Below are 14,348 nucleotides of genomic sequence, written 5' to 3'. Positions count from 1 at the left end.
CGGAAAGCCGGTTTTTTCATGACAGACGAAGCCCTGGCCGATCACGAACGAGCTCATTCCTTCAGTTCATCCTTCAGCCCTTCGACCACCGCCTTTACCTCGGCGACCATCTCCTCGGCCTGGGAAGATTTTTCGCACGCGAGATACTGTTCGAAATAGTGCACGGCATCCCGGGTCCGCTCCTGATCCATGCAGATACCGCCCAGGGTCAGGTAGGCCATACTGAAGCAGGGGTCCAGCCGCACGGCCTCGCGGCACTCCTCTTCGGCCGCCTCCAACTCTTCCACGTCGTAATATAATTCTCCCAGGTTGTAGTGAACGGCGGGATCGTCAGGATCGATCTCGATCCCTTTCCGGTAGGCCTCCACAGCGCCTTCAGTATCCCCCTGCCCATAGAGGGCGTCCCCCAGGGCATTCCAGGCAAAAACATTGTCCGGTTCCAGTTCGAGGGCCTGGTGATAGGCACGAATGGCATCATCGCCACGTTCCTGGCTGTTGTAGACCAGGCCGATGCTGACCAGCGCATCCGCATCCTTCGGGTCCAGCTCCAGCACGCGCTGGTAGCTGGCAATGGCCTCACGGGGCCGGGCGGCCTCGAAATAGAGGTCCCCCAGGGTTGTCAGCGCATCCGGGTCGTCCGGCACACGCTTCAGACCCTCGCGGTAGCTGGCGATGGCGTCGTCCAGGCTCCCCCCCTCAGCCAGGGCGTCCCCACAACAAAACCAGCCGTCCGGGTCGTCGGGATACGCCTTTCGGTACTCCTCCAGAACGGCGACCGCCCCCGGCGCATCTCCCGACTCAAGGAGATCAATACCTTTACGCAAAAGCTCGTGAAGAAGTTTGTCGGTCATGGTTGTCTCCTGTAATGCATGGATGGTAACTAGATGCAGGCAAGATACCAGAACTGTTCATCATGTTTCCACAAAATTAATGGGAGGGCGATCCGAAGTGAGTTCCCTGTCCTGTATACCGTACCATAGTTCGATTTTGCCAAACAGGACTTTTAAAGACTTTTACTTCGTACGCAAAATAATCTATAGTTTGGAGATATTTTTGCATTGGAGATGTTCATGAAAGAGAGCCATCACTCAATCGGCCTGCGCACGCTGGAAGATATCAGCGCAATCATTCTCCACTCCCATGACCTGCATGAAACCCTGGACAATATCGTTACTATCGTGGCCAGACGCATGGGCACGGATGTCTGTTCAATCTACCTTCTGGAGCAGGACGGCGAAACCCTGGTGTTGAAGGCCAGCAAGGGCCTCTCCAAGGCATCGGTCAACCGCGTTTCCATGAAGGTCCACGAGGGGCTCACCGGCCTTACGTTCGAGAGCCGCGGCATGGTCATGACCGACAACGCCCCGGCCCATCCCCGCTATAAGTACTTCAAGGGGTCCAAAGAGGAAAACTTCCTCTCGTTTCTCGGCTTGCCGCTCTTCGAACGCAAGACGCCCATCGGCGTCATCGTCATCCAAACCCGCGAGGCCCGCGATTTCAGCGAAGACGAGATCAGCGCCCTGCGCACCATCACCTTCCAGATCAGCAGCATCGTGCATAACGCCCGCCTGCTCGATTCCATCCAGCGCACCGAGCAGGAACGCGCGTGGTTTGAACAGGAACTGGCCAAAATAATGAACGGCGACGCTATCAGCGAACCACCGGCCGTGAAAAAGACCGACAAAAAGGTATCCTCTCCGTCGCGCATGCTGGCCGGCAGTGCCGTTTCGGCGGGATTCTGCCGCGGCAAGGTCTATATCCTCGACCGGTTCAGCGACAAGGTCATCAAGGTGGCCAAGGTCGGCACCAAGGCCGATGAACATCACAAACTCAGCCTGGCCCTGGAAAAGGTGAAGATACAGACCCTCTACATGGAGAAGCGGGTCAGCGAAACCCTTTCCGAAGGTGATGCCGCGATCTTCCACACCCACCTGATGATCCTCGAGGACCGGGGCTTTTCCAGCAAGGTCTGCGATCTGATCGATCAGGGGATGGGGGCGACCCGCGCCGTGCACGAGGTTGTCCATCATTACGTGCAGGCCTTCTCAGCCATGGAAGATCCCTATCTGCGTGAGCGGTCGGCGGATATGGAAGATATCGGGCGGCGCCTGATCGACTGCCTGGAGGGGAACGACAAAACGGCGGTGACCCTGAAGGAAAAGCGGGTCCTGGCAACGGATGAGATCTTCCCTTCGGACCTTGCCATGCTGGACCACGACAAGATTCTCGGCATTGTGGCCGAGAAGGGCAACATGTACTCACATGTCGCCATCATGGCAAAATCCCTGGGTATTCCGGCTGTGCTGGGAATATCGGGGCTCATGGACGCTTCCAACGTCAAGGACGAGATCATTGTGGACGGCACCTCCGGGCATATCTACATCAACCCGGACGGCGCCATCAAGAGGGAGTACGAACGGCTTGAGCGGGACCATGCCGGACGCCAGCGAGAGCTGGAAGGCCTGCGGGGGCTGCCGGCGGTAACCCGCGACAACGTCACCATTGTCCTGAATGCCAATATCGGCCTGGTTTCCGACGTCAGGGTCGCCAATATGCACGGCGCCGAGGGTGTCGGCCTCTACCGCACCGAATTCCCGTACATGACGCGCAGCGCCTTTCCCGACCGTCATCAGCAGGCGGCCGTCTATCGCAAGATTTTGGGAGCGTTCCCCGGGCAATTGGTCAACATTCGCACCCTAGATATCGGCGGCGACAAGGCTCTGCCGTACTTTAGCTGCCCCCACGAAGAGAATCCCTTCCTGGGCTGGCGTTCCATCCGCGTATCCCTGGAACGGCAGGACATCTTCCGGGAGCAGCTGGCCGGAATTTTGCTTTCATCCCCCGCCGGCACCCCCAGCATCATGTTTCCGTTGATTTCCTCGGTGGATGAAATCCGTCAGGTGAAGGAGATACTCGCCTCGGTGAGGGAAGAGCTGAAGCTGGAGGGGCACGAACTGCGCGAGGAGATACCGCTGGGGATCATGGTCGAGATACCGGCTGCCGTCCAGATCATCGAGCACCTGCTCAAGGAAGTCGATTACGTCAGCATCGGCACCAACGACCTGATTCAGTACACGTTGGCCGCCGATCGGAACAATCCCCGGGTGAAGCAGTATTACGACCCATACCACCCGGCGGTGCTTCAATCCATAAAAAGGGTGGCCGATGCGGCGACAAAGGCCGGCAAAAAGGCGTCCGTCTGTGGTGAAATGGCTACCGAACCGATCAACGCCCTGCTCATGGTTGGCATGGGCATCCGGGAATTCAGCCTCTCGGCCCCCAGCATCCCGGTGGTCAAACAGGCCATTCGCTCCCACAGCATCCCCGAATGCCGCACCCTGGCGCGCCAGGTCCTTGCCTGCGCCAGCAGCGCCGATATCAGGAGGAAGCTGGACGCAGCACGCAAGAAGCTGCTGGTCTGATGCCCTGTGCGGTTAGCCCCGCACAGGCCCCCTCCCCGCTCTTCGGCCGGATTAGAACATGAACCGCCGCATACTGATGTTCTGCAGAATGCCGATCCCCACCATGGAGGTAATCATGGACGTGCCGCCATAGGAAAAGAACGGTAACGGCACCCCCACCACCGGAAACAGGCCGATCACCATCCCCATATTGATGACGATGTGCCAGAAGAGCATGGCCGTCACCCCCACCGCCAGCAAACTGCCGAACCGGTCGTTGCAGCGCCGGGCGATGTTGAGCCCCCACAGTACCAGGACGAGATACAGGACGATCAGTACCAGGCAGCCGATAAAGCCCCACTCTTCGGCAAATACCGAAAAGGCGAAATCCGTATGCTGCTCCGGCAAGAAACGTAGCTGGGACTGGGTGCCCTTGACGAACCCCTTGCCGAAGACGCCGCCGGAACCGACGGCAATCTTGCTCTGGATTATGTGATAGCCGCTTCCCAGGCGTGAGCGCTCCGGGTTAAGAAAATCGAGAATCCGGTTTTTCTGATACGGCCGCAGCAACTTTGCCCATCCCAGCCAGAGCATCGGCACCATCACCAGGGCAAAGGTGACCACCGTCGACCATCGGAGCCCCACATAGACCGCCAGGGAAAGGGCGATCAGGAGAACCAGGACAGCGGTCCCCAGGTCGGGTTGTTTCATGATCAGAAGAACCGGCACCGCCAAAATACCGAGCGGGAAGAGCACATCCTTGACGCTCAAGCCGTTTACCGTCTGCACATTCGTGAAATACTTGGCGAACGTGGCAATGATGACGACCTTCATCAATTCAGACGGCTGGACATTGAAAAAACCGAGGCTCAGCCACCGTGTCGCCCCCATGGAACGACGCCCCACCACCAGTACGGCCACAAGGAGGATGATCAGAAAGCCGTAAAACCAGTAGGAAAAATCCTCCAGGATATGATAATCGAAACTGCAGATGACCGTAACGACCAACAACCCGAAGAGCACCCAGTAGAATTGCTTGAGGTAATAGGGAGCGCCGACGATCTTGTAGGGCGTTGTGGCGCTGTAGATGTTCATGATGCCCAGCAGGCAGATCGCGGTCATCAGTCCGATCAACATCCAGTCGATATTTGTCAGCAGACGGCGGTCAATCATCGGCTTTTTCCTCATTCACGCCCTGTTGTTTGGCGGGCGGCTCCGCCTCTTCGTCAGTCCCCTCCTCGTCCTGGTTCTTTAGGCGTCGTGCCGGCTCCTTTTTGGGCGGCTTCTTACTATCGAACCAGGCCCGGAGGATACGTCCGGCAATGGGGGCGGCAGCCGAACCGCCGTGCTCGCCATGCTCCACGATCACCGCCACGGCGATTTCCGGTTTTTCATAGGGGGCAAAGGCGACAAACAGGGCATGGTCCCGGTATTGGTACGGCGTCGCCTGCTTGCTGTCGCGCAGCTTGACCACTTGTGAAGAACCGGTTTTGCCCGCCACATGCACATCAGAGAGCCGCGCCGCGCCGCCGGTTCCCCCCGGCTCGTTCACCACGGCGAACAGCCCCTGCTTGACCAACTTGAATTTATCCGCCGAGATGCCGGTCGTACCCATCAATTCCGGTTTGAACTCCCTGAGCGGCCTGCCGTCGGCATCGACGATGCGCTTCACCAGGTAGGGACGGTACACATTGCCCTCGTTGGCCACCGTAGCGATCATGGAGACTAATTGAATCGGCGTCATCAACACATACCCCTGGCCGATGGAGACCGGCACGGTCTCGCCGTGTAACCAGCGTTTGCCGAAGCGTTTCAGCTTCCATTCGGCGGTGGGGATGAGTCCCGCCTTCTCGTGGGCCAGGCCGATGCCCATGGGCGAGCCGAGCATGAACCGCTTCGCCATGGCGGCGATACGATCCACCCCCAACCGCTCGCCCAACTGGTAAAAATAGACGTCGCACGACTCGCGCAGCGATTTTTTCAGGTTGGTGACGCCGTGCCCATGCTTGTTCCAGCATTTGAAGGTCGAGGTTCCCAACTCATAGGAGCCGTTGCAATTCACGGAGGTGTTCCCGTCGATCTTGCCATCCTCCAGGCCGGCCAGCGCGGTGATGATCTTGAAGGTCGAACCGGGAGGATACTGGCCGGTCAGCGCCTTATTTTCAAGGGGGTGACGCTTGTCATCCAGGTATTCCTTCCAGGTATCCGCCGGCATCTTCCCGCTGAAGAGCGCCGGGTCGAATCCGGGATTGCTGACGAAGGCCAGGACCTCGCCGGTGTTCACGTCCATGGCGACGGCCGCTCCGGCCTGATCTCCAAAGGCCTTTTCCGCCTGTTTCTGGATGCGCGCATCGATGGTCAGCACCACACTGTTGCCGACCGTGGGGTAGGACTCGGAAATGGTCCGCAAAACCCGGCCACGCGCATCCACCTCCAACTGCCGGCCGCCATCGTTGCCGTGCAGTTCCTTTTCCCAACTCCGTTCGATGCCGTTCTTGCCGAGATAATCGCCCGGGTTGTACTCTTCGAACCCCTTGGCGCTCAGTTCATCCTCGGAAATCTCGCCGATATACCCCAGCAAATGGGCCGCGAGTACGCCGCTGGCGTACTCGCGCACCGGTTTCATCTCGATCTCGACCCCCGGCAGACGCAGATGGTTTTCCTCCACGATCTCCACCTGGTCGCGGCTGATATTCGACGCGAGAATAATCGGGTAATACTTGGCCCGCCCCTTCCCCTTTTCCCAGCGCTCGCTCAGTTCGGCGCGGTCCATGCCGAGCAGCGTTGCAAGGTGATCGAGCAATTCGTCCTTGTTCTCGACCTCCTGGGGCACGACCGCCAGGCTGAATGACGGTTGGTTGCTCACCAACACCGTACCGTTGCGGTCCATGATGGCCCCGCGGGATGCGGCCACCGGTACGAAACGCAGGCGGTTGCTTTCCGACATGTTACGGTAATCATCGACGCTCAAGATTTGCAGGTGCCACAGACGCAGCAGCAGCAGGAAAAAGATGCCGCCCACCACAAAGGAAAGGATCAGGATTCTTCTCTTGGACTCCGAGATTTCGCGGACGAAACGTTGTTCTTTCATGGTGTTTCCAGCGGGCGGTCGAAACCGGGAATAAGGGGGACAAGGGAGGCGACAAAGGCATTCACCAGAAGATGGGGCAGCAAACCGAGGCCCATTGAGTAGGCAATGCCGGGTGACGCGGTGAACATGACCAGCAGGAGAAGATTGATGGCGACGCAACTCAAGGTGGCCACGCTGGCGGTTATCACGAAAAGCGGCGCGCTCTCGGTGTAGAGCCGGTCGGAAATATTCTTGATAACCAGGAAGATGAGGAGAAAACTAAAGGCATTGAGCCCCAGATAAATCCCGCTGAATACGTCCTTGACAATCCCCAGTCCCCAGGACAGGGGCGCTCCCGCCTGGAACGAACCACGCAAAGCCAGGTAGACCACGATGATCAGCAACAGATCCGGCTTGAAGGGCGAAGCGATATGAACCGGCAGCACCGATGACTGCAGTATCAGAGCCGACACGATAACGATCAGTGCCACCCCCACTTTAGTCATGGGTGTTCACCACCACGAGCACATCCTCCAGATGGGTGATATTCACGGTTGGACGGATGGTTATCGTCTGGAAAATCCCATACTCCCCGCGCTTCACCATGGTCACCTCGCCGATCGGCAGCCCCTTGAGGAATACCCCCCCGATGCCGGATGAAACAACCATGTCTCCGACCTTGACATCTTCTCCGCGGGTGGCGAACTCAAGTTGGCAGAGCCCGTCCCCCTTACCCTTGACCACGCCCCTGGCACGCGACCGCTGAATGGTGGCGGCAATGCCGCTGGAATGATCGGTCAAGAGCAGCACCCGGGAACTGGAGGGGGCCACCTTGACAATCTGGCCCACAATACCGTCAGCCGCCACCACGGCCATCCCCTCGGTGATCCCGCTGGAGCTTCCGCGATCAATGACCAGGGTTCCGAACCAGGGACTCAGGTCCTCTCCGATCACGCTGGCGGCCAGGGTTGGCGCCTTGATCGAATTTTTGACGTCCAGAAGTTGGCTCAGGCGCTTGTTTGCCAGCACCATTTCTTCCGCGGCAATGAGACGGCTGTTAAGCAGCTTGACCTCTTGAATCAGATGCAGGTTTTCCTGGCGCACATTCACCAGATCGAGGTAATTGGTCCAGACCGTCTCGCCGAAGACGCTCAATTGGAAAAACGGCTTTGCAATCGGCCCGAAAACGGTCATGATCCCGCGCTCGACGATGTTGGCATCGCGTTTGTGGGGGATATTGATGGAATAGAAGATCAGGGCCGCGAGGATGGCGACCGCCGTCAGGATGAAGAGCGCGTATTTTTTAATAAAATCCATATCTGTCAACTCGATGCAGGCGTAATAACAGACCGCCCGGCCGTCGTCTCCCGCCTTACTCCCGCAGGTTATTGGTTTGTGCCGCAGAGCTCGTTTTCACCGTATACCCGCATGAGATAGTCGCGGTAACTCGAATGAGGAGTTTTATCAATGAGCTGCTTCATGTGCACGCAATCGATAAACCCGCGGCGCAGTGCAATCTCTTCCAGACAGGCGATCTTGAGTCCCTGACGCGACTCGATGGTTTCGATGAAGTTACTGGCTTCCAGGAGACTCTTGTGGGTGCCGGTGTCCAGCCAGGCGATGCCCCGCCCCAACCGCTCCACCGTCAACTCGCCGCGCCGCAGGTAGGCCGTGTTGACATCGGTGATTTCGAGTTCTCCCCGCGGTGATGGGGCGATGGACTTGGCCGTATCCACCACCGTGCTATCGTACAAATAGAGACCGGGGACCGCGTAGCGGGATTTAGGCTCTTTCGGTTTTTCTTCGATGCTGAGCACCCTGCCCGATGCGTCGAACTCAACGACACCATAGCGCTCGGGATCATTGACCTGATAGCCGAAGATGCGCGCCCCTCCCTGGAACTCCGCAAAGATACGATCCAGATTCATCTTGCCGTAGAATATATTGTCCCCCAGAATCAGGCATACCGGCTTGCGGTCGATAAATTCCTCTCCGACCAGGAAGGCCTGCGCGATCCCCTTGGGCTCGGGCTGAACCTTATACGTGATGGTGATGCCCCAGCGGGAACCGTCACCCAAAAGCTTCTCGAACCGGGGGGTGTCGTGGGGCGTGGAAATCAGCAGGACATCCCTGATGCCGGCCGCCATGAGGGTTGCCAGGGGATAATAGATCATTGGCTTGTCGTAGACCGGTTGCAGCTGTTTGCTGGCCACCAGGGTCAACGGGAACAGGCGGCTGCCTGCGCCGCCGGCCAGAATAATACCTTTGGTGATACCGAGAGGCATGGGGGGAATCCTTTTCGGGTGATTTAATGTGACCAATAATTATGACATGCCTGACGGCAACCTGTCAAACCTCATCCACACGTGGGCACCAGGGAGAGAACAGCGGCCAGCAGGTCGTCATACACCGATGTCCCCGACAAGACCCGCGCCTCCTCGGAGGCGCCGTAGCCGCTTCGCACCAGGATTGTGCGGCAGCCGGCAGCAATCCCGGCCTTCATATCGGCCAGTTTGTCGCCGATCATGACCGAGGCCGCAAGGTCGATGTTGTGGCGGCAGGCCGCCTCCATAAGCATGCCCGGCAAGGGTTTGCGGCATCGGCAGGGGAGTGCGTAACTGCCCCGGCCCGCCGGATGGTGGGGGCAGTAATACCAGGCGTCCACCCGCGCACCCGCTTTGCCGAGTTCGGCGGCAATATGACGGTGCAGGATTTCAACATCCTCTTCGGTGTAGTATCCCCGAGCGACACCGGACTGGTTCGTAACGACCACCACCAGAAAACCGGCCTCGTTCAAACGCCTGATCGCCTCCGGCGCCCCCGGGATAAACTCGAAATCCTCGATCCGGTAGAGGTAGTCCTTCTCCACATTGATGGTGCCGTCCCGGTCCACGAAGACGGCCCGTTTCTGAGCGCCGGCGCCTAAAACCATTTGGAACCGCCCACCAAGCGGCGAAACTCCTTCTTCATTTCCGCAATCATGACAGGAATGCGCATTTCAAACGTGCTCCAGGACCGCTGGATATCCGCAATCTTCTTTTGTTCATCTTGGAAAATGGCGGCAGGGGTGCCGACCGTGGCGGTGATTTCCGCAACAATACCTTCATCCTCTGCCATGAAGGCATTCATGGCGGAGCAGAACTCGTCGCTGAAATAGATACCGTTCTTCTGGTAGACATCGAAAAATTCCTGGATGGCTGTCAGGAAGTCCTGGGCAAGGGAGACAACCGCCGCGAGATTGCTCTGCCCCGGCCGGGAAAGCATCCGGCCGTTTTTGCCGATGTCTATCATGATGCCGTATAATTGAACCAGGGAATCCGACCTGCTGTCCTGCATGGCGCCGAAGATCATCTTTTCCTCGGTCAGGGCGTTCCTGAACTGGTCGAGCGTATGGGTGACATCCAGATGGAGTTGCTGTTTGAACAGGTCGTGCCGTTTGTTGATTTCGTGCACGATAACCGACTTGGTGGACCAGGCGACTGCCACAATAATGGCAATAGCCACTCCGCCGATGGTCAGGAATTGGATGGCAACGTCACTCGAGAACATAGCAGCCCCTCCTTGGGGACACGGCCGGACACGGCATCAAAGTGGTGTAAACAACTATTTGACAAACCAACGCTAATCGTTCTATTTTGCACAAGCTGCGAGTACATTTTTCGAACAAGGCGGAACACACCATGATTAAGACCAACAACCTCAAGATCACCGCCATAACGCCTGTCATCGCTCCCGCGGAACTGCGGCAGGTCTTTCCGCTCTCCGACCGTGACCGCGAGTTCGTCAACACGAGCCGCGAACGTGTCAAGGAGATCATCCATCGCCGGGACCGGCGCCTGATGATGGTGGTCGGCCCCTGTTCGATCCATGACCCGCTGGCCGCCGTTGAATATGCCAAACGCCTGGCACTGCTGTCCCGCAAGGTCGAAGACCGCCTGCTCCTGGTCATGAGGACCTATTTCGAGAAGCCGCGCACCACCATCGGGTGGAAAGGGCTGATCAATGACCCGGATATGGACCACAGCCACCTGATTTCCAAGGGGCTCGGCATCGCCCGTGGCCTGCTTCTGAAGATCACATCCCTGAACGTGCCGGTGGCCACCGAGATGCTGGACCCGATTACGCCCGAATACCTGGCCGACATGATCAGCTGGGGCGCCATCGGGGCCCGGACAACCGAGTCCCAGACCCATCGGGAGATGTCAAGCGGCCTCTCGTTTCCGGTCGGCTTCAAAAACGGCACCGACGGCAATCTGCAGATCGCCATGGACGCCATGAAGGCGGTCCAGCACCCCCACAGCTTCCTCGGCATCAACCGCGAGGGGCGGACCTCCATCATCCAGACCAGCGGCAACCCGGACGTCCACATCGTTTTGCGGGGCGGCTCCCGCAAGGTCAACTACACCCCGGAAGATATCGCCGCCACCGAAGAGAGCCTCAAAAAGAACGGGCTGTTCCCCACCATCATGGTGGACTGCAGCCACGGCAACTCCAACAAGGATTACCAGAAACAGCCGGAGGTCCTGGAAAGCGTCATCCAGCAGGTTATGGACGGCAACAGCTCCATCTCCGGCGTCATGATCGAAAGCAACCTGGAGGCCGGCAGCCAGAAAATCCCTGCCGATCCCAGCCAGTTGAAATACGGCGTTTCCATCACCGATGCCTGTATCGACTGGTCCACGACCGAAAGGATCATTCTCGCCGCCCACGACCGGCTGCGTAAGGCGAAAAGGTGAAATGCACGATGTGAATCGTGTATGGTGAAAGGCCGGGCGGCAAAAAAGCGCTTTCCACCATTCACCATTCGCGCCGCTCCCCTACTCCGCTTCGTACATCAAGCGCATCCCGCCGGCGGCATTCCTCAGAGTGCCGCTGAATTTGCCTTCCATGCCGTCAGCCAACACATCCAGGTAGTCGATTTTTTTCTTGGGAGCGTGAATAACCTCGGGATCACCGGCGATGCCGGCCAGGCGACCAGCCTCATCAATGGCGTCCTGGAGGGTTCCCAGCCGATCGACCAGCTTCAGCCCCTTGGCCTGTTCACCCGAGAGGATGCGGCCGTCTGCAATCCTGCGCACATCTTCGAGCGGCAATTTGCGCCCGGCTGCCACCGCCCGGACAAATTGCTCATGGGTATTGTCGATGACCGCCTGGAGCATGGCGCGGTCTTCCGGGGAAAGCTCCCGCAGCGGCGAGCCGGAATCCTTGAACTTGCCGGTTTTGAGGGTATAGGACTTGATACCGATCTTGTCCATCAGCGTTTCGATATTGGAAAGTTTGAGGATCACGCCGATACTGGCGGTGATGGTGCCGGGATTGGCGTAGATCAGCGTGGCCGGAGCGGAGATGTAGTAACCGCCCGAGGCGGCCAGGCTCCCCATGGAAACGATGATCTTCTTCTTGGCGGCAAACTTTTTGACCTCTTCGTAGATCTCCTGGGACGGCGCCACCACCCCGCCGGGTGAATCAACCCGCAGCACCACCGCCTTGATGTTTTCCTGTTTGAGGAAATAGCGCAGCTGGCGGATCGTGTCCTTGGAGTCGAGGATCATCCCCCGGACCTCCAATAGTCCAACACCCTCCTTGTCCGCCAGCTTGGCATCCATTCCCCCGATTATCGCCTTGGCAATCAGCAGGGAGCCGGCAAAGAGGATCAGGAAGGCTGCCGCGGCGGCAAGGAAGATCAAGGCAATTTTCTTTATCATGCAGGGCCACCCGGGTCGACAATTTTTGGGTGCCATGACACCCCGACTTCTGCTACACTATCACCATGAAAGTATTGGTGGTGTCCGATACCCACGGCAATTTTGCCCCTGCCCTGCAGGCCCACAGCCTGACGGAGCCTGTGGACGCCGTCATCCATCTCGGGGACGGCATGGAGGACGCAAACCTGCTGCGCAACCTGACGCATCTTGACGTCATCGCCGTTTCCGGCAATTGCGACCACGACGCCTCGGTGCCGCGGGAGGTGCTGTGGGAATGTGAGGGCAAACGTGTTTTGCTGGTGCATGGGGACGCTTACGGGGTCAAGGGCGGGCTGGAAAGACTGAAACAACGGGCGGTCGAGGTTTGCGCCCACATAGTGCTGTTCGGTCACAGTCATCGCGCCACCTGCATCACCACATCCGGCATCCTGTTCCTCAATCCCGGCACGCTGACGCGGACAGCGGCCAACAAGACGTTCGCCACCATCGAAATCTCGGAAGAGTCCATCAACGCCCGCCTGCACGACATCCCCTGATCCCCGTATTCTCTAACAGGCTATTGAAAAACTCAGGTTGTTCAAAAATAGTCGGACCGTCGCACCCGCAAAAGGCCCTGCGGAGGCGTAGCAGCGCTACGCCGCGCAAAAGGGCCTTCGAGGATGAAGGCCTGATGGCTGTTTTTCAACAACCTGCTAGCGTCCGGCAGCCGCTCCATGCCCCTTATGCACCGCCTTTTCCAAGCGGCGGCGGCGCGGCCATCCGACCACGAACCCCAATGGGCCGGACACAACATACGCGAGCATGATGCCAAAGGTCATCACCGCCGGTTCGGCGGCCACAACGATCAGCAGCACCACGGCCAGAAGCAGGAAGCCGAAGGGCTGCCGCTTGATCAGCGCCGGATCCTTGAATGAGTAGTAGCGGAATCCCGACACCATCAGGAAGGCAAGAAGGTAGATCAGGACGAGAATAGCCAGCCGTTTGTACGTGCTCGGCCAGCCGAAATGATGGAACAAAAGGACGGTTGCGGCCACCATGCTGGCTGCCGCCGGGATGGGCAACCCCACGAAACGCTTGCTCTCCACCGTATTGACCTGAACGTTGAAACGCGCCAGGCGCAGCGCGCCGCAGACCACGAACAGGAACGCCGCCAGCCAACCGAGACGGCCGAACGGTTTGAGCGCCCAGGCATACATCATCAACCCCGGGGTCACCCCAAACGACACCAGGTCGGCCAGGGAGTCGTACTCGACGCCGAACTTGCTGGTCGTTCCGGTCAGGCGGGCGACCTTGCCGTCCAAGCCGTCAAAAACGGCAGAGGCAAAGATCCAGAGCGCAGCGACATCGAAATTGCCGTTGAGGCTGGCCACCATGCTGTAGAAACCGGCAAACATGCTCCCGGTCGTAAACAGGTTGGGCAGGATATAGATGCCTTTTTTAATATTTTCGGCTCTATCTGCCTTTTTTTCATTCAGTTCAGAGTTCATGCCACGCTTTCTCCGCCTATGCGAGACGCCCCAGCACGGTTTCACCCGCCACGGTTACATCTCCAAGCTTTACCAGCGGCTGGACGTCAACCGGCAGGTACACATCCACCCTCGACCCGAAGCGGATCAGCCCGTAACGCTCCCCCCGTTTCAACGAATCCCCGGTCCGGGCGTAGCACACGATTCGCCGCGCAACCAGGCCGGCAATCTGCACGAAAGCCAGCCGAACACCGCCGGCGGTTTCCAGGACGATGCCGTTGCGCTCGTTTTCGAAGGAGGCCCGGCCGTCACGGGCATCAAAGAACTTGCCGCGATGGTAAAAGGTGTCTACTACCGTGCCGTCGAAGGGGACGCGGTTGACGTGCACATTGAAGACCGACATGAAAATACTGATCTTGAGCGCCGGGATGCCGAGCGGCGTCTCGGGAACGCACTCAGCCACGATCACCGTCCCGTCGGCAGGGGCAACTATCGCGTGCCCGTCAATGGGCGGGGTACGCTCGGGATTACGAAAGAAGTAGAGGATGAACAGGGTCGCTACGCAGAACAGCGCAGCAGAAGCAGCCAGCGCCAGAGAACACCATTTCCAGGCGGCCACGGCCAAAAGAAGCGTCAATCCGGCGGAACAAGCGATGAAGGGATAACCTTCTCTGGCAAATGGGGTCGATTTATTCATGCAACCTGC

14 protein-coding genes are annotated in these 14,348 nt (G+C 58.5%); 3 read left to right on the top strand and 11 right to left on the bottom strand.

Annotated elements, in window-relative coordinates:
- Nucleotides 1-53 precede the first annotated feature (53 nt).
- Nucleotides 54-851, bottom strand: a complete 798-nt coding sequence (locus tag F6V30_RS11975) for a tetratricopeptide repeat protein (RefSeq protein WP_151157187.1) — start codon at nucleotides 849-851, stop codon at nucleotides 54-56.
- Nucleotides 852-1,064: 213 nt separating this feature from the next.
- On the opposite strand from F6V30_RS11975, the gene ptsP reads away from it, so the two are divergent.
- Complete coding sequence (ptsP, locus tag F6V30_RS11970) at nucleotides 1,065-3,422, top strand: phosphoenolpyruvate--protein phosphotransferase (RefSeq protein ID WP_275938146.1); 2,358 nt, start codon at nucleotides 1,065-1,067, stop codon at nucleotides 3,420-3,422.
- Nucleotides 3,423-3,473: 51 nt separating this feature from the next.
- On the opposite strand, the gene rodA is transcribed toward ptsP, so the two are convergent.
- The 7 genes from rodA to F6V30_RS11935 form a co-directional block, all read right to left on the bottom strand.
- Nucleotides 3,474-4,574, bottom strand: a complete 1,101-nt coding sequence (rodA, locus tag F6V30_RS11965) for a rod shape-determining protein RodA (protein WP_151157185.1) — start codon at nucleotides 4,572-4,574, stop codon at nucleotides 3,474-3,476.
- A complete protein-coding gene (mrdA, locus tag F6V30_RS11960; protein ID WP_151157184.1) occupies nucleotides 4,567-6,492 on the bottom strand; it encodes a penicillin-binding protein 2 in 1,926 nt (641 codons plus the stop codon). Before mrdA ends, rodA begins: the two co-directional genes overlap by 8 nt.
- Nucleotides 6,489-6,977 carry a rod shape-determining protein MreD gene (gene mreD / locus F6V30_RS11955; RefSeq protein ID WP_151157183.1) on the bottom strand — a complete coding sequence of 163 codons (489 nt, stop codon included), beginning with the start codon at nucleotides 6,975-6,977 and terminating at the stop codon, nucleotides 6,489-6,491. Before mreD ends, mrdA begins: the two co-directional genes overlap by 4 nt.
- The gene (mreC, locus tag F6V30_RS11950; protein WP_151157182.1) at nucleotides 6,970-7,788 is read right to left on the bottom strand and encodes a rod shape-determining protein MreC; all 819 of its coding nucleotides are present in this window, start codon (nucleotides 7,786-7,788) and stop codon (nucleotides 6,970-6,972) included. The genes mreD and mreC overlap by 8 nt, the downstream gene beginning before the upstream one ends.
- Nucleotides 7,789-7,856: 68 nt before the next feature.
- Complete coding sequence (rfbA, locus tag F6V30_RS11945) at nucleotides 7,857-8,756, bottom strand: glucose-1-phosphate thymidylyltransferase RfbA (protein WP_151157181.1); 900 nt, start codon at nucleotides 8,754-8,756, stop codon at nucleotides 7,857-7,859.
- 71 nt (nucleotides 8,757-8,827) lie between these two features.
- Nucleotides 8,828-9,403, bottom strand: a complete 576-nt coding sequence (gene gmhB, locus F6V30_RS11940) for a D-glycero-beta-D-manno-heptose 1,7-bisphosphate 7-phosphatase (RefSeq protein ID WP_151157180.1) — start codon at nucleotides 9,401-9,403, stop codon at nucleotides 8,828-8,830.
- A complete protein-coding gene (locus F6V30_RS11935; protein WP_151157179.1) occupies nucleotides 9,394-10,020 on the bottom strand; it encodes a hypothetical protein in 627 nt (208 codons plus the stop codon). Before F6V30_RS11935 ends, gmhB begins: the two co-directional genes overlap by 10 nt.
- A gap of 131 nt (nucleotides 10,021-10,151) precedes the next feature.
- Here F6V30_RS11935 and F6V30_RS11930 point away from each other — a divergent pair, with 131 nt between their 5' ends.
- Complete coding sequence (locus F6V30_RS11930) at nucleotides 10,152-11,207, top strand: 3-deoxy-7-phosphoheptulonate synthase (RefSeq protein ID WP_151157178.1); 1,056 nt, start codon at nucleotides 10,152-10,154, stop codon at nucleotides 11,205-11,207.
- 81 nt (nucleotides 11,208-11,288) lie between these two features.
- Here F6V30_RS11930 and sppA read toward each other — a convergent pair whose 3' ends face one another.
- A complete protein-coding gene (gene sppA / locus F6V30_RS11925) occupies nucleotides 11,289-12,176 on the bottom strand; it encodes a signal peptide peptidase SppA (protein ID WP_151157177.1) in 888 nt (295 codons plus the stop codon).
- Between the two features lie 65 nt (nucleotides 12,177-12,241).
- Between sppA and F6V30_RS11920 the strand changes: the two genes are divergently transcribed.
- Complete coding sequence (locus tag F6V30_RS11920; RefSeq protein ID WP_151157176.1) at nucleotides 12,242-12,712, top strand: metallophosphoesterase family protein; 471 nt, start codon at nucleotides 12,242-12,244, stop codon at nucleotides 12,710-12,712.
- Nucleotides 12,713-12,868: 156 nt separating this feature from the next.
- Here F6V30_RS11920 and pssA read toward each other — a convergent pair whose 3' ends face one another.
- Together pssA and F6V30_RS11910 are read right to left on the bottom strand one after the other, a co-directional pair.
- Nucleotides 12,869-13,663 (bottom strand): CDP-diacylglycerol--serine O-phosphatidyltransferase, encoded by a 795-nt coding sequence (gene pssA, locus F6V30_RS11915; protein WP_191965672.1) that lies wholly within the window; start codon nucleotides 13,661-13,663, stop codon nucleotides 12,869-12,871.
- A 16-nt stretch (nucleotides 13,664-13,679) separates the two neighbouring features.
- Entirely contained in the window at nucleotides 13,680-14,339 is a 660-nt protein-coding gene (locus F6V30_RS11910; RefSeq protein ID WP_151157175.1) for a phosphatidylserine decarboxylase family protein, read from the bottom strand.
- Nucleotides 14,340-14,348 lie beyond the last annotated feature (9 nt).

This window comes from Oryzomonas sagensis (assembly GCF_008802355.1).
Classification (GTDB): domain Bacteria; phylum Desulfobacterota; class Desulfuromonadia; order Geobacterales; family Pseudopelobacteraceae; genus Oryzomonas; species Oryzomonas sagensis.
Note: the sequence above shows the minus strand (reverse complement) of the source record. Positions and strands in the feature narration are given on the sequence as shown.